Origin of the sequence: Planococcus sp. FY231025, assembly GCF_052078085.1 — a bacterium.
Lineage (GTDB): Bacteria > Bacillota > Bacilli > Bacillales_A > Planococcaceae > Planococcus.
Genome location: NZ_JBQJJG010000007.1, coordinates 1 through 14,102, shown reverse-complemented (window position 1 = coordinate 14,102; position 14,102 = coordinate 1). Strand labels below are relative to the sequence as shown.

The following is a 14,102-nucleotide window of genomic DNA, read 5'->3' as shown; positions in this document are numbered from 1 at the left end:
AGGTTATTTTCTGTCCGCCCTTTCCGTTTCTTCATCGTCCCAGTCATCCTTATCCCGCTTATCGCTGTAGTTCCCTTGCCCTTCTTTTTCACCTCTGCCGCGGTCGGATGCGGCATTGCCTGGCCGCTCATGAAGAACGTGGACAAAAAAAGCGGTTGGCAGCAGCAACCCAATTCCGGCCTGCAGAATAGCGAAAAACCGGGCTGGACCGACCGGAACCAAGTCGCCATAACCGACCGAAAGCATCGTGACCCCGCTGAAGTACAAGTACTCCCAAAAGCTGCCCTCACTTTCTCTGCCATCTTCGTCATTCAACCGAAGCACTGGCGCATCCAGCCCTAATGCATAATACAGCACAGCAAAGCCGATCGTAATGCCTGTCATGGCAAAAAAAAGCTTTTGGAACAATGACGATTGAAAGTAACTTCTTTCATACCGATGCCCAGCAAAAAAATGAACCAGATTCGCCGCCATGAAAACCAATGCCAAGCCAATTAATACGGTTGAAAACATTGTCAAAATCCTCTCTAAACAAGTGGTTGTTACGTATTATCCTAAAACAGTTCGGACCATATCTCCACTTATCCGGCTGCCGGCTCATGCATATGTTAAAGAAATTCTTAAAAAAATCTACTTTCCTCACTTTTCTGCACGGAAACTGCAAACCTGGCGGGAAGGGTAGAATATGGACGAAAATAATCGATACGAGGAGTTGAAACCGATGAAGAATTACATCCGATTCGGCATCATGATCGGAACCTCCACATTCATCATGTATTGGCTGATGTTTTTGAACGTTTTCCAATTCGACCATGTCACTTTCAGCGAGACGCGGATATACATGGCGCTGATCATGGGGTCCGTCATGGCCATCGTCATGCTGCTGTTCATGTGGAAAATGTATGAGAATAAAAAGGTGAACGCCGCGATACTTGCCGCGAGCGCCCTGGTCTTCGCATTGTCGTTGTACCTTGTGCGCAGCCAGGTGCTGATCGAAGATAAAGGCTGGATGCAAGCGATGATTCCCCACCATTCAATCGCCATTCTGACGAGCGAACGGGCGGATATCAGTGATCCGCGCGTGCGTGAATTGGCAGACAGCATCATCGAAGCGCAGAAAAAGGAAATCGCCGAGATGAAACGGCTGATTGAAGAACTTGAAAATGAAGAATAAGCCGAACAATAAAACGAGAGCAGTTCCGGAAAAACCGGCTGCTCTCATTTTCAATGGAAGCGCAGTATATGTGCGACTATCTGCACCGCTGCCAATAACTACTAAATTGCCGAAACAGGCAAAACAAAAGGGGCATCGGATTGGATCCGACGCCCCTTTTGTTTTGCTGCTTCACTAACCTGTTTTAGGAATTAATGATTTGATGTTCCTGTTGCGGCGCGGCCGTTCTTTTCCGGAAAGACATTGCGATCCAGGTATTTATGGAAGAACCATTCGCCTCCGCCGATGACAAGAGCAGAAATCAATGCCGCCGTCACAATGTCTTCAGCGTTTTCAATTAGAACATCACCCATCAGCCAAATCACTAAGAACGATAAAACAATGTCCGCGATCGTCGCCAACATATTGCGTTTTTTGTGGTCTTCGCGATCATGATGCTGATCGGCATTCGAATGGGCCGTACCATGGTTATGTGCCTGATTGCCCGTTTTCCGGAAAATCATCAGATCTCCCAGTGCATAAGCGAGCACTGTCAGCACCAGACTGATTAATAGTGTTTTCTCGAATTCCACATCAAAGATTCCGGTTAAGATAATTAAAAGGACAACAGTGATCATTAAGAACTTGATTACAAGAGCTTTTCCATGATTCATATTTTTTCCTCCATTTCCATTTTTAGTTAATTGACTATGTTATAAAATATATATACCCATTTTTATATATATAAACCTCTCCTTGAATTTTTTATTATTTATTTAGAATCCGGAAAAATCAGCATATTGAACCAATAGTAAAAGCAGCCGAAAAATCGGCTGCCCGTCTACTCCTAAATTGAATTTAAAACAAAATGTCCTCTTTGTTTTCAATCAGCCGCGCACCTACCCCTTCCACATTCGCCAGCGAATCGTGCGGCTGCAGCGCGCTGAAATCGATGCCGGCGAGTTCATCGAGCAGCGCCACCGGTACTTGGAACGTCTGGAACGGTCCATAGGCAAATTCCAAGTCGCCGATCAAATCGCGCTGCGTCAGCAAGTATGCCGTCGCCGACAATTCACCGCCTTCTTTCGCCATGACCGCCACTTTCCAGAATTCCGCCGGGATCCGGAATTCGCCCCGGTACAAGACATCGTCGTCCCGAAAAACTGGACCGGTGAAGACATTCACTTTAAAGCCGTTTGCTCCGGCGTTTTCCAGAATGTAATCTTCAAGGCTCAGCCACGCCTTCTGGTTGAGTCCTTTGTGCTGCGGCGCACTATTCGTAAAATGGAACGTATGGGCGTTCGCCTGGACGGCGTCCCTTCCCCAGTTCGGGTCCTGCCTTCTGGTCAGATGGCCGCGGTCCAGGTCATTCCTTGCATACAGCTCCGGTCCGCTTTGGAATTCCCGGGGCATGCGCGGGTCGAAATACCATTTGTCGTTCGAACGCTTCACTTCGACCAATTGGCTGCCGTCGATGTTCACGGCCGAATAATACGCGAGTCGCCTTGACCGGCTCATGACGATGGAAAAATGCGTATAGTCGAGCTTCGTTGCACCATCAAGCGTTTCGGCGACGTCTGCCGCATCTTTCACCGGCGGGAGCGGCACGTTTAGGCCCTCGCCTAGAAATGCCGGATCGTACCCCGTGGCATCGCTGTACCAATCGGCAGCCAGTTCCCCGACTTCGATCGGCGAAGCAGGACGGTCTGGAATCGGTGCTTCAGGCAGCACTCCGTCAAGGAGCCCCGCTCTCGGCGCGTCCAGCTTGCCGCGTTCGCCGTGCAAATGGTGGAGGATCGAACTGATCCGGATGCCTTCATTGGCAATCCATTTTGTCGGGTCGGCCGGATCGGGGACGCCCGCGTGGTGGAGCGCCGAAACGATCCACTGGTCGTTGAAGACCGGCGAGCCGGATGAGCCCGGTTCGGTGTCGCTCACGTAATGGACAAAATGGTCCGATAGGAATTTCACTTCGTTTTCCCGGACCGTCACGGCTTTCGGTCCGCCTTTCGGGTGCTGGATGATGGAGACGTATTCCCCTTCAAGGATCTTGCCCGGCATCGGAAGCAGCGGCAAGTACCCGAAATCCGAAACGCGCGCGCCGCTCAGCCCTTTCTCCTGCACCGCAATGACCGAGAAATCCAGTGCTTCATCAGTGATGAACAACCGCTCGGGTTCGAGCCGGAACGGCACGATTGTGCGCGGCATAAAGTTCACGTCGTCTTCGTAATTGAATTCCGCTACCGCATTCAGCGCAGTATCGTATGAATCGACGACATGGTTGTTCGTCAAAATCAGCGACGGCGAAATCAAAAATCCGGTGCCGTAGCCTTTGATCTGGCCCTGGTGGTTCCGCAATGAAATGCGGCACACTGATTTGGCGGCAATCAAGCCGGCCTCAAGATATGCAATCGGGAACAGGTCACTCCTGTGGATGATGCGTTCCGCCGCCAGGCTGTCGTGCGGATTGATCACGCTTCTGCGGACATCCATCGTTTCCGGGCCCGCTGCCGCTGCGGCTTCCATCGCCCGGTCCTGTTGAAGCTTCTGGTAGCGCGCCAAAGCCGCCCTTTCGATCCGCTCCATTTTTTCGTCTGCCATGTTGAATTCGCTCCTTTGCTGCTCGATTATTCGCTTGGGCTCATGCAATGGAAAAAGAGCAGCCGGTGTTGCGCAGCTGCTCTCTATAGGTGTTTATTTTGTGAAAATCGCGTTGGATACGAGGCGGAACAAGTAATCCGTATGGTCGCGGAATCCTGGCTCCATGCCGATCAACGTAACGTCCTTATCGCTTTCACGGACGATGACTGGCTGTCCTGATGCCGCTTCGCTGCCTTTCCAATGGCCCGCCATGAAGAAGTCGCTGTCATCGAATGACGCTTCCACTTCCTCAGCGTCAACTCCCGTGTACCAAGCCGGGCGGTAGACGAAGCCGATATCGTCCTGGCCGTAACCTGCCGTGATGCCTGTGCCGTCGTAATCAACCGACACGATGCCGTTGCTGTTGCTGCCGCCCGTGTTGACTGTCGCTGTCGTCAAGCCGAGCGTTTTCGTTGCACGCGATGCCCCCGCGCCGGCTGCGATGTATTTGCCGCCGTCAGCGATGAATGCATTGATATTCGCTTTGAACTTAGCGAGCTGCTCGGCGTTCTGGAAGCCGAACTCTTTGTTCGCCGCGCTCAAGTTGGTGGAGATCAATCCTTCCGTGCCGTTGTAAATGAACGCATCAAAACCGGCGAGTCCTGCTTCCGCCACTTCGACCGGCGAAAGTTCGGTTACGTCAAAGCCGAGGCGCTCAAGCGCCAAATTCATGCCGGCATGCGATTGGACTTTGCCCATGCCGCCGTCTTCAAGAATGGCGACTTTCACTGCATAAATCGCTTCTGCATCTGCAGGGACCGTTCCGCTCTTCACCTGGAGGCCGGATGCTTTGACCGCTGCCGCGATTTTATTGGCCGGCGCTTCCACATAGAAGTCGCCCGTTTCGCTGCGTTTCACCGCAACGCCTTGCGCAAGAAGCGTGTTCACCAATTCCACCGCTTTGACAGATGAATTCGGGATGACGAACGGCCCTTTTCCAGTCACGGAACCTTGGCCTTTCACTTCGCTGACTTTTGCAGCCGTTGCTTCAAATGCGCTGTTGATCGGGTCGGCTTGGAACCCCCAAAGTTCAGGAAGGCTCCAGGCAGAAATATCGTACATCGAAGGCGTATCATCCGTGATGTCTTCGCCGTCCCATAGCATCGTGTTCGCTAGGCCTGCTTTCGCTTGGTCCATCTTCACGATATACGAGCCAGCAGCATAGGTTTTGCCGTCCGCAGTAAAGTCTTTTGCCGCTTTCACCACTTCGATGTCGTTCTTGATCAGGTGGTTGACCGCTTTTTCCGTCACCGTCGGATCTTCCTTATCGATCGGGAGCACGTATGCTTCCGGGAAGAAGCCGTCTGCATGGAACGGGTGGTCGAAGTTGATGCCGCGCTTGAAGATCTCGATCTGGTCGGCGATCATTTCTTCTTTATTGTCAGTTGCGTACTGCAATGCGCCCATGACGGCGTCGTACATCCACTTCACGCCGTCTTCGTCATTGGTCGGCGCTTCAAGTGTGTGGCCGTATGCTCCGTGGTACATCGCGTACATTGGAGTGAAGATCGGCGGGTAATCGTCCCAGCCGGCTGCGTCGTCGCGCTGCGGCACGTACGTACCCGTCATATTCTGGTAAAGCGATCCTTCGTATTCGCCTTTATTGCTCATGATTTCCGCTTCCATCGCTTCCGCTTGTCCGTATGCCCATTTATTGTACAGATCGTACTCGTAGTTCGGGTTATGCGGCGGCGTGCATGGTTCGATCAATCCTTGCTTGTTCGGCGCGTAGTTTTTCACGTAACCATGCGTGTCCAAAAAGACCATCGGATTCCACTCGGTGATCAAATCGACCGTGTGCTCGGTCTCCGGCTGCGACTGGGTGATAAAGTCCCGGTTCAAGTCGATGCCTTCGCCGTTGAAGCGCGTCGCATCGACGCGGCCATCCGGATTCGCAACAACGTTGAAGACCAGGATGTTGTTCTCCAGGATCTCTTTGGTCTGCGCATCGTTGTCTGTTGCGAATCGCTCGATCAATTGCATGACCGCATCGCTTCCCACAAATTCCGTGCCGTGGATCGAGCCATTGATCATAATCGGCACTTTAAAGTCCGGGTTTGCAGCAATCCATTCCTGGGCTTTCCCAGGATTTTTGAACATCTGTTTCCGGAGCGCCTGGTTATGGCCGAACTTGCCGCCGGATTTCGGATCGGCAATGGTTACGACATACAATGGGTGGCCATCAGCCGATTCGCCTTGGACCTCCACTTTGATGCGGTTTGATGCTTTATTGATACGCTCGAGTTCTGCTCCGACTTTCGAGAATTTCAGAAAATCGTAGTTCTCTGCGTTGAATTTGCTTCCATCTTGCTCTTCTAATGCGTTGACATAGGTGGTTTTCGGGGATTCCGCTAGGACCGAAGACCATGGTGCTGTCGCCAGCATACTTACTGCCAATAAACCGCTTACTGCTTTTTTCATTCGTTCTCCTCCATTTATAGTAGTATTTGTATAAATATGGACTAATACTAATAATAATTGAAGAATAGAAGGACTTCTATAATACAAATAGACTAATAATTTAGGTTTTTCAGAGAACATTACAGGCTATTTCGGCGGATGGTTTTATTAAGATTGTTTCGTGCGCCATAATTTTTTGTCATGAATAAAAGCTTGGAGATTTTCTCCAAGCTTTTGGCGGTTTTCTTCTTTTTGGAGTTTGGCGGCGAGTTCCTACTTGGAATGTCCGAGTTCCCACTTGGAGCCTGTGAATTCCCACTAAACCGGCTCGAATTTCCACTTAATCTTCCTGAATTCACACTTGGGCCTTTCTCACCCTTCCAAGAATTCCTGAACAGTATCCATGAAGCGCTCCGGCTCTTCCGCATTCGGGGCATGCCCCGAGTTCTCGAATTCGATGAAGCGGGCGTTCGGGATCAAGGCGGTCAGCTCCTTTCCGCGCTCCGGCGGATTCAGCCCGTCGTAAGTGCCGCTGATCACCAATGTTTCAGCTGCGACGGTCGGCAATGCTGCGCGGAAATCAAATCCGGCAAGCGCTTTATTGGCCGCTGCCATTTCCGCGAGCGTCAATTCCTGTTCGGTCTGCCAAAGCTCTTCCTGCCATTTTTTGACGGCTTCTTGGTCATGGAACATGTACTTGAACAGGATGTCGGGATATTGCTGTTCGTCGACGCCTTCCAATTCCTCCGCGTGCTGCTCGATCATTTCCTGGGTGGAAGATGTTTTGCCGTGCGCTTTGGAGACGACAAGCACCAATTTTTCCACGCGGTCGGGGTGGGCGAGCGCAATGCCTTGTGCGATATAGCTGCCCATCGAAACGCCCAGTACGTGGGCTCTTTGGATGCCCAGATGATCGAGCAGCGCGACGGTGTCCTCGATGTGGTCGTTCAGCGTGAATTCCGCCGGCTTGTCCGAACGGCCGTGGCCGCGCGAGTCCAGCCCGATGACCCGGTAAGATTCGCCCCAATGTTCCATTTCCCGCTTGAACATGGCGCGGTTCGCACCGAGCCCGTGCAGCAGGATCAGCGGCGCGCCTTCCCCTTGCTCTTCGTAATACAGTTCGATACCGTTTGCATTGAATGTCGGCATTCCTTCTCCTCCTTCTTGATTCGAGTTCTAAGCTTCTATACCCGTTTTTCCGGAATCTCCCCTAGTCAAAAGCAACTTCCGGAATGCGCACAGCGTCCAATTTCAAAAGAAAGAGTCTGGGAGGCGGTGCGTAATGAAATCTTTTTTGCTTTTCGGATACCGGCAAGCCCTATCGTGTATTTTCCCTGTCATCATTTTCGCTGCACTGGCCGTATCGAAGTTTATCGACATCCCGTATTTGCCCCGTTATGATTTTATTCTGCTGGTGTGCATCCTGGCGCAGGTGTTCATGCTCGCATCAAAACTCGAAACGCGGGATGAGTTCAAAGTCATTTGTGTGTTCCACGCGATCGGCCTCGGGCTAGAGTTGTTTAAGGTCCATATGGGGTCATGGGCATATCCGGAAGAAGCCTACAGCAAGTTTTACGGGGTGCCGCTCTACAGCGGCTTTATGTACGCTAGTGTCGCGAGCTATATCTGCCAGGCATGGCGGCGCTTCGATCTGCAGATGTACGCCTGGCCGAAGCCGTTCTACAGCATCGCCATCAGCATCCTGATTTACGCGAACTTTTTCACGCACCATTTCACGTACGACGTCCGCTGGGGACTGAAGGTCTTGCTGGTGCTAATCTTCTTCCGCACGATCGTCACGTTCCGCATTGATAATAAAACCTTCAAGATGCCGATGATGGTTTCTTTCCTTTTGATCGGCTTCTTCATCTGGATTGCGGAGAACATTACAACTTTCCTTGGCGCCTGGCAGTACCCGAACCAGGAAGCGGCGTGGTCGCTTGTCCATATCGGCAAAATCAGTTCATGGTTCCTGCTCGTCATCATATCAGTCATCATTGTCGCCCAGCTGAAGCGGGTGAAAAGCTCGTTGAAATATGAAAAGCAGCCTATCGGAATAGCACATAAGGAAATCTTATAGAATCTCTTCTTTTATTTCGAATTAACTTATGGGCTTCCTTCCGCTATGATGGATTCATCAGGGAGGTGGCAAAATGGAAATCACATTCAGAGAAGCTGCAGCCGGAGATGTCGGGCGGATCGTGGAGATGCTTGCAGATGATGCGCTCGGCAGCCAGCGCGAACGCTTTGAAGATCCGCTGCCGGCAAGTTATCGGGAAGCTTTCCGGGCAATCGATGCTGATCCGAACAACGAATTGACCGTCGCTTGCCGGGACGGCCGCGTCATCGGCGTCGCCCAGCTGACATTCACGCCGTATTTGACGCATCAAGGTTCATGGCGCATGACCATCGAAGGCGTCCGGACATGTTCGTCGGTGCGCGGCCAGGGAGTCGGCAGCGAATTGATCCGCTACGGCATCGAACGCGCAAAAGCGCGCGGCTGCCGGCTGGTCCAGCTGACGACCGACAAGCAGCGTCCCGATGCCTTGCGGTTTTACGAAGGCCTCGGGTTCAAAGGGACGCATGAAGGGATGAAATTGAAGTTAGGGGAATAGCACAGAAACCCCTTAGCACTAAAAAGGAGGCCATGTATGGAGCCTGAAGAACGCGATTTCTTTGCAGCCGTGCCCGCTGTTCTTCCAATATACGCACTTATAAAAGACTGCATTTCAGCTCTCGCGCCGCAAACTCGGGTGGAAGTCCGGAAAAGCCAGATTTCGTTTATCGATGCCCAGGTATTTTCCGCCGCCTGGCTGCCGCCCCGAAAAATCAAAGGGCGCCCGGAACATTATCTGGTTCTGACATTGTGGCTCGCCCACCCGCTTCAAGGCGCAAGAATAGCTGAGGCAACCCAAATCCGGCCGGGACGCTGGGCGAATCACGTCATCATCTCAGATATTGAGGAAGTGGACGAAGATCTGTCGGGATGGCTTGCCGAAGCCTTGAACTTCTCCCGCCATTGAAAAAAGAGGACCGCAAGCGGTCCCCTTTTTTGTGTTTATTTCTGCAAGATTTCCGCCAGTGCGTCATCAAGCGTTTCATAAGTGAACTTGAATCCTGCACGCTCCATCCGTTCCGGCAGCACCCAGCGGCTTTTCAGGATCAGTTCGGTCTCGGTGCCAAGCGCAACGGCGCCCGCCTTGAGCATCCACTTTGCTGCCGGCAGCCCGAGTTTGCGGTTCATCGCTTTTCGCATCGCCTGCATGAGTTCGTCATTGGCCACCGGATTCGGGGCCGACGCATTGAAGACGCCGCTCAATTCGTCATGGTCCTTGATGAACAGCACCATGCGGTACAGGTCCTCGATGTGGATCCAGCTGAACATCTGCTTGCCGTTTCCTTGCTTGCCGCCCAGGCCGAACCGGACCATGTTCTTGTATGGCTCCATGACGCCGCCGTCCCCGAGGACGATGGCGATTCGGAGAGCCGCTTGGCGCGTCTTCGGCAGCTTGAAGCTGAAGAACGCGGCTTCCCATGCCTGGCCGACTTCGACAGAGAAGCCTTCACCCATGTCGCCGCCTTCTTCGGTCATCGGCCGGTCTTCCGCGTGGCGGTAAATGGTGGCCGTACTCGCGTTGATCCAGAGCGGCGGCGGCTGTTCGCAGGCGAGCAGCGCCTTGCCGAGCGCTTTGGTCGTATCGGTGCGCGACATCAGGATCTCTTTTTTATTCGCCTCGTTGTAGCGGCAGTTGACCGATTTTCCTGCCAGGTTGATGAGCATGTCCGCCCCTTCAAGCGCAGCGACGATGCCATGGTGGTCTTTCCACATAATCTCGGTGTTCTGCCGTGAAATGATGTGGACGTCATACCCCGCATCCGTCAGACGCTCTTTGAAGTACTGGCCGATAAATCCGGTACCGCCTGCTAGCACTGCTTTCCTTGCCATCGAATCTCCCCGTTTCTTTCTTTGTCTATTCATTTTGACGCTTTTCCATCCGAAAGGTTCAAGATATGCGCATTTATTCGTTCAAATAGGCATCCCAATCGTAATCCTCGATTTTAATAAACGCCCCTTCTTCGTTCCGTTCATAGGCGCAAAGCGGTTCATCCTGGATAAATGCCAGGATCGAGGCATCGATGTTCAGGATTTTGCCGATGGAGATGTACTGAAATTCTTCCGGATTGCTCAGTGTTTCATCATCTTCATAGCCGCTCATGACCGTCCAACCGGAATCCTCCGGCTCATCCGCATGATCCCTGAGCATGAAGTTGAATTCTTCCCGTTCGAGGACATCGTTGCTGACAAGGATTTTCGTGTCGAAATAGGCATCCAGGTCTTCAGCATCGGGATCTTCATATTCGGTATCGCAGATGTGTTCCGCAGCGAATATGATTTCATCCCCCACTTCTAAGCTTTCAACGATAAAAGGTTCATTTGCCACCACACCTTTGAAGTCATCGCCTGTTCGTTCCGTGATTTCCACCCACATGCGTTCGCCCGCAAAGCCGTCTTTTCCTTCGGGCGCCGAGAAAATCAGCTTGACGATGTCGCCCCTTTTCAGCCGGCCGATCACTTCTTTGCTCGGAACATAGAACGTATACGGCGCCTGCGCTTTTATCTCATAGACATTCTCCAAATACCACTCCATCGGCCGGCCTCCCCAATTGTTTCCTTATTCTGCTATTATACCCAGTATCCTTGTATTAGTTCCATTTCCAAATAAAAATGTATCGCTGTTTAGACGATGCATGTAAAGCTGTCATGGAATCTTTTAGAGATAAAATAGTAATGGAATAAACTTTTTATACCGCTTCGGCCGCTTTGGGCATGGCTACCGCAATGAGCCGGGAAGGACACCCGTCTCATTACTTCGCCTAGCCCGTGGACGCGCCGGCGCTGATGCTGTTCTTTGAAAGCTGATAACTTCACCTAGTTAGCAGTACTATCCAAGATATGGAGCAAAACAGCGGAGACGCCCGCGGGGCAGCGTAGCGACGAGAAAGCCGAGACCCCGCAAGCCGCAACGCGGCTGAGGAGGCTTGGCGCTCGCCCGCAGGCAAGCGCAGCAGTTTTGCGGAATATCGGATAATCTGCAACCTAAAGTATTTCACTTTTTTCTCAATAAATAAAAAATGCACCGCCGCTTAGGCAGTGCATTTTCCGCTTTTTATAAATAGACGATAGCTGCTAGAATAGCCGCCAGGATAATCCGGTAGATCGCAAACGGCGTCAGCTTCACTTTCGCAATCAGCTTCAGGAAGAAGCGGATCGAGATAAGCGCGAAGATGAACGCGCTGATGAATCCGACCGCGTAGAACGACAGGTAATCCATCGACAGCGTGTCCAGGTTTTTCAGGACCGACACGAGGCTTGCACCGATCATGATCGGCACTGCCATGATGAACGTGAAGTCCGCCGCGGTGCGGTGGCTCATGCCGAACAGCACGCCGCCTGAAATCGTGGCGCCAGAGCGCGAGAAGCCCGGCCATAGCGACAAGCACTGGACGAGGCCGACTTTGAACGCCTGAACATAGGTAATTTCATCCAAGCTGTTAACTTTCGGATGCTGCGGCCCGAATTTATCGGCAGCGATCATCAGGATCGCCCCTGCGACAAGCGCATAAATGACGGTCTCGACGCCGAACAAGTGGTCATCAATCAGATCCTTGAACGCAAATCCAAGGACGACCGCCGGCAGCATGCCGACGATGACGTGCAGCAAGTTGAAGTTTTTATTTGTTTCCTGGCCTTCGATTTTGTATAAACCGACAAGGCTGAACAGGCGTTTCCAGAACACGACGACGACCGCTAAAATCGATCCGAGCTGGATGACGATCTTGAACGTGTTCGCCGGGTATTTCCCGAGAAACTCCTGCGATTTCAGCCACATATCATCGACGATGATCAAGTGGCCGGTTGATGACACGGGCGCAAACTCGGTCATCCCTTCGACAAACCCCAAAATGAGGGCTTTCAATAAATCCATCCATTCCATTCGTTTTCATCCTACTTTCCACAGTGAGAGCTCTGGCCGAAAAAATGCCGCTATAATAAATACGTTTTTTTGGATAGGAAGTTGCACGTTTATGTAGATTGCTTCTTTCAGGCTCCCAAAAATCATTCCGCTCCATTATAACAGAAAGGGCGGACGCGCCGAAACGCCTGCAGGGTTTTATCCCCAAACTTTTTGTGGCGAAAAAAAGAGGCGCCGCAGCACCCGCTCAGCCGTATTTCTTCTGATGCTCTTTCTTGCGCCGCAAATAATCCTCATCTTCCCGGATTTCGTCCCAGCGCTTTTTGAAGATGGCGGCCGATTCCGCCTTCACCGGATCGATCTGGCGCTCCTTGATCGTGCCGTCTTCGTTGTACTTGCGGCCGCCTTTGTAATTCGTATAGCGGCGCGCCCGCGTATAGCCCATCTGGATGAATTTGCGCGCCATATCCATGCCGACAAAATCGTCCTGCTTGCGGTATTCCTCGAACATCTCCGAAATTTTATCGCACGACTCCTGCGCGATTTCCGGTGTCTTGAAGCGCCAATGCGGCAGTATTTCACTTTTGTACGGTTCGACAAGCAGCACGCCCTGTTCGCCTTTGCCGACCCGGTAAAGTTCTGGCTGCTTCCGCAGGTCCAAGTTTTCATAGTCCAAATCGTAATCGAATGCCATCGGTGTCCCCTCCTTGTGTTTTTCTTACCCTTTTTCTATAAAGATGATGCATGGAGGTGCCGATTTCAGCAGGCTTCCCTGCAGAATGATGAAGGAGGGGCCTTTATTGAAGAAAAGGGCTTGCCTAACATTGAAAGAAGCTTAAGGATGGATGAAAATGCTCTTTTGGTACGACAAAAAGGACCGTTGCCATACTAATGAAAGCACTTTTCGCACCTTTACAAAATAATGGTATTTTTTCCAATAGCCTTGATATATAATCTTAATATATTGAAAACTTCGCACATTTTCCGTTGCGGCCTTAGGAGGAATTGTTTTATGGAACGAATGGCACCTGCCGGGCACCAAATCCCGGCAATCGCCGACAAGGTCGCTGCGATGGATGAACGGATCGAAGCGCTGAAGGACCGGCTGGAAGGCAAAGCAATCTGCCAGACTGTACTTGATGTCTATGGCATCGACTATTGCATCGTGCCGGTGCTGCACAAGGAAATCGCGCCATTGGTGAAAGACGTTCCCGACCCTTCCATCGCCGCCATCGAACTGTACTTGCAGCACTGCCTCGAGCCGTTGAATGGGCCGGTGATCCGAAAGATGATGAACCAGCTGTTCGGCACCAATCTCGAAGGCATCGCGGCACTTTCCCGGACACGCATCAGCCTGTTCACCAAAGGGCAGTGGATCGCCAAAAAAGACAAAGACCTTTTCGCGATCCACACCGGACGGGAAGACATCGACGTCAAAGTCATTCCGACTGCCTACTTTGCCGAACAAACCGGATGCGATAGACTGCCGGAACCATTGGCGTACCGCTTGTATGCGCTGGGCTATCGCTACAATGAGGCGATCGATGCCTATTATTACAGCAATCCGGAAGGCGTCTCGGTTCCGGACGCTTTCAAAGGCAAGACGATCGGTTCGATCAACGAAGTCACCGACCGGTATTTTTCGCATATCTGACCTCTGCCAAACAGCTCCTTGGCGCATCATCAAAAAACTCCCTTTTCCGGCAGATCCGGAAAAGGGAGTTTTCGTTTTATTTATTGTCCAGACTCCAGCGCCCAGATTCTAGGGTCATAAGCCACTCTGGCTGTGCGGCAAAGTACGCCGCTTCGCCAGTGCGTCTTATGCCCGTCGAATCTACACGGGCGCTTGCGCTTTTCTTATTGTCCAGACTCCAGCGCCCAGATTCTAGGGTCATAAGCCACTCTGGCTGTGCGGCAAAGTACGCCGCTTCGCC

14 protein-coding genes are annotated in these 14,102 nt (G+C 51.9%); 5 read left to right on the top strand and 9 right to left on the bottom strand.

Annotated elements, in window-relative coordinates:
- Nucleotides 1-3: 3 nt before the first annotated feature.
- Nucleotides 4-513, bottom strand: coding sequence for a potassium channel family protein (locus ACTL32_RS09930; protein ID WP_441341323.1), 510 nt, complete (start codon nucleotides 511-513; stop codon nucleotides 4-6).
- A gap of 208 nt (nucleotides 514-721) precedes the next feature.
- Here ACTL32_RS09930 and ACTL32_RS09925 point away from each other — a divergent pair, with 208 nt between their 5' ends.
- Complete coding sequence (locus tag ACTL32_RS09925) at nucleotides 722-1,174, top strand: DUF305 domain-containing protein (protein WP_441341322.1); 453 nt, start codon at nucleotides 722-724, stop codon at nucleotides 1,172-1,174.
- A 191-nt stretch (nucleotides 1,175-1,365) separates the two neighbouring features.
- Here ACTL32_RS09925 and ACTL32_RS09920 read toward each other — a convergent pair whose 3' ends face one another.
- The 4 genes from ACTL32_RS09920 to ACTL32_RS09905 all read right to left on the bottom strand — a co-directional run bounded on the left by ACTL32_RS09920 (nucleotide 1,366) and on the right by ACTL32_RS09905 (nucleotide 7,342).
- The gene (locus ACTL32_RS09920) at nucleotides 1,366-1,827 is read right to left on the bottom strand and encodes a YndM family protein (protein WP_441341321.1); all 462 of its coding nucleotides are present in this window, start codon (nucleotides 1,825-1,827) and stop codon (nucleotides 1,366-1,368) included.
- Between the two features lie 184 nt (nucleotides 1,828-2,011).
- Entirely contained in the window at nucleotides 2,012-3,754 is a 1,743-nt protein-coding gene (locus tag ACTL32_RS09915) for a DNA/RNA non-specific endonuclease (RefSeq protein ID WP_441341320.1), read from the bottom strand.
- Between the two features lie 93 nt (nucleotides 3,755-3,847).
- On the bottom strand, nucleotides 3,848-6,214 hold the full coding sequence (locus ACTL32_RS09910; RefSeq protein ID WP_441341319.1) for a M14 family zinc carboxypeptidase: 2,367 nt from the start codon (nucleotides 6,212-6,214) through the stop codon (nucleotides 3,848-3,850).
- Nucleotides 6,215-6,565: 351 nt separating this feature from the next.
- Nucleotides 6,566-7,342, bottom strand: a complete 777-nt coding sequence (locus tag ACTL32_RS09905; RefSeq protein WP_441341318.1) for an alpha/beta fold hydrolase — start codon at nucleotides 7,340-7,342, stop codon at nucleotides 6,566-6,568.
- A gap of 133 nt (nucleotides 7,343-7,475) precedes the next feature.
- Here ACTL32_RS09905 and ACTL32_RS09900 point away from each other — a divergent pair, with 133 nt between their 5' ends.
- The 3 genes from ACTL32_RS09900 (at nucleotide 7,476) to ACTL32_RS09890 (ending at nucleotide 9,216) form a co-directional block, all read left to right on the top strand.
- The gene (locus ACTL32_RS09900; RefSeq protein WP_441341317.1) at nucleotides 7,476-8,273 is read left to right on the top strand and encodes a DUF817 domain-containing protein; all 798 of its coding nucleotides are present in this window, start codon (nucleotides 7,476-7,478) and stop codon (nucleotides 8,271-8,273) included.
- A 73-nt stretch (nucleotides 8,274-8,346) separates the two neighbouring features.
- On the top strand, nucleotides 8,347-8,808 hold the full coding sequence (locus ACTL32_RS09895) for a GNAT family N-acetyltransferase (RefSeq protein ID WP_441341316.1): 462 nt from the start codon (nucleotides 8,347-8,349) through the stop codon (nucleotides 8,806-8,808).
- Between the two features lie 36 nt (nucleotides 8,809-8,844).
- Nucleotides 8,845-9,216, top strand: coding sequence for a DUF5655 domain-containing protein (locus ACTL32_RS09890; RefSeq protein WP_441341315.1), 372 nt, complete (start codon nucleotides 8,845-8,847; stop codon nucleotides 9,214-9,216).
- Between the two features lie 35 nt (nucleotides 9,217-9,251).
- Here the strand turns inward: ACTL32_RS09890 and ACTL32_RS09885 are convergent, their stop codons facing one another.
- The 4 genes from ACTL32_RS09885 to ACTL32_RS09870 all read right to left on the bottom strand — a co-directional run bounded on the left by ACTL32_RS09885 (nucleotide 9,252) and on the right by ACTL32_RS09870 (nucleotide 12,862).
- A complete protein-coding gene (locus tag ACTL32_RS09885) occupies nucleotides 9,252-10,139 on the bottom strand; it encodes a TIGR01777 family oxidoreductase (RefSeq protein ID WP_441341314.1) in 888 nt (295 codons plus the stop codon).
- A 73-nt stretch (nucleotides 10,140-10,212) separates the two neighbouring features.
- Nucleotides 10,213-10,842 (bottom strand): immunity protein Imm33 domain-containing protein, encoded by a 630-nt coding sequence (locus ACTL32_RS09880; RefSeq protein ID WP_441341313.1) that lies wholly within the window; start codon nucleotides 10,840-10,842, stop codon nucleotides 10,213-10,215.
- A 519-nt stretch (nucleotides 10,843-11,361) separates the two neighbouring features.
- A complete protein-coding gene (locus ACTL32_RS09875) occupies nucleotides 11,362-12,189 on the bottom strand; it encodes an undecaprenyl-diphosphate phosphatase (protein WP_204892045.1) in 828 nt (275 codons plus the stop codon).
- A gap of 226 nt (nucleotides 12,190-12,415) precedes the next feature.
- Entirely contained in the window at nucleotides 12,416-12,862 is a 447-nt protein-coding gene (locus ACTL32_RS09870; protein ID WP_441341312.1) for a DUF4385 domain-containing protein, read from the bottom strand.
- A gap of 318 nt (nucleotides 12,863-13,180) precedes the next feature.
- Here ACTL32_RS09870 and ACTL32_RS09865 point away from each other — a divergent pair, with 318 nt between their 5' ends.
- A complete protein-coding gene (locus ACTL32_RS09865; RefSeq protein WP_441341311.1) occupies nucleotides 13,181-13,822 on the top strand; it encodes a hypothetical protein in 642 nt (213 codons plus the stop codon).
- Nucleotides 13,823-14,102 lie beyond the last annotated feature (280 nt).

What these genes read in the sequence shown, in the direction of transcription:
- ACTL32_RS09930 (WP_441341323.1), bottom strand. Translation starts at nt 513, where the DNA reads ATGTTTTCAACCGTATTAATTGGCTTGGCATTGGTTTTCATGGCGGCG.
- ACTL32_RS09885 (WP_441341314.1), bottom strand. Translation starts at nt 10,139, where the DNA reads ATGGCAAGGAAAGCAGTGCTAGCAGGCGGTACCGGATTTATCGGCCAG.
- ACTL32_RS09880 (WP_441341313.1), bottom strand. Translation starts at nt 10,842, where the DNA reads ATGGAGTGGTATTTGGAGAATGTCTATGAGATAAAAGCGCAGGCGCCG.
- ACTL32_RS09900 (WP_441341317.1), top strand. Translation starts at nt 7,476, where the DNA reads ATGAAATCTTTTTTGCTTTTCGGATACCGGCAAGCCCTATCGTGTATT.
- ACTL32_RS09895 (WP_441341316.1), top strand. Translation starts at nt 8,347, where the DNA reads ATGGAAATCACATTCAGAGAAGCTGCAGCCGGAGATGTCGGGCGGATC.
- ACTL32_RS09870 (WP_441341312.1), bottom strand. Translation starts at nt 12,862, where the DNA reads ATGGCATTCGATTACGATTTGGACTATGAAAACTTGGACCTGCGGAAG.
- ACTL32_RS09915 (WP_441341320.1), bottom strand. Translation starts at nt 3,754, where the DNA reads ATGGCAGACGAAAAAATGGAGCGGATCGAAAGGGCGGCTTTGGCGCGC.
- ACTL32_RS09875 (WP_204892045.1), bottom strand. Translation starts at nt 12,189, where the DNA reads ATGGAATGGATGGATTTATTGAAAGCCCTCATTTTGGGGTTTGTCGAA.
- ACTL32_RS09920 (WP_441341321.1), bottom strand. Translation starts at nt 1,827, where the DNA reads ATGAATCATGGAAAAGCTCTTGTAATCAAGTTCTTAATGATCACTGTT.
- ACTL32_RS09910 (WP_441341319.1), bottom strand. Translation starts at nt 6,214, where the DNA reads ATGAAAAAAGCAGTAAGCGGTTTATTGGCAGTAAGTATGCTGGCGACA.
- ACTL32_RS09890 (WP_441341315.1), top strand. Translation starts at nt 8,845, where the DNA reads ATGGAGCCTGAAGAACGCGATTTCTTTGCAGCCGTGCCCGCTGTTCTT.
- ACTL32_RS09925 (WP_441341322.1), top strand. Translation starts at nt 722, where the DNA reads ATGAAGAATTACATCCGATTCGGCATCATGATCGGAACCTCCACATTC.
- ACTL32_RS09865 (WP_441341311.1), top strand. Translation starts at nt 13,181, where the DNA reads ATGGAACGAATGGCACCTGCCGGGCACCAAATCCCGGCAATCGCCGAC.
- ACTL32_RS09905 (WP_441341318.1), bottom strand. Translation starts at nt 7,342, where the DNA reads ATGCCGACATTCAATGCAAACGGTATCGAACTGTATTACGAAGAGCAA.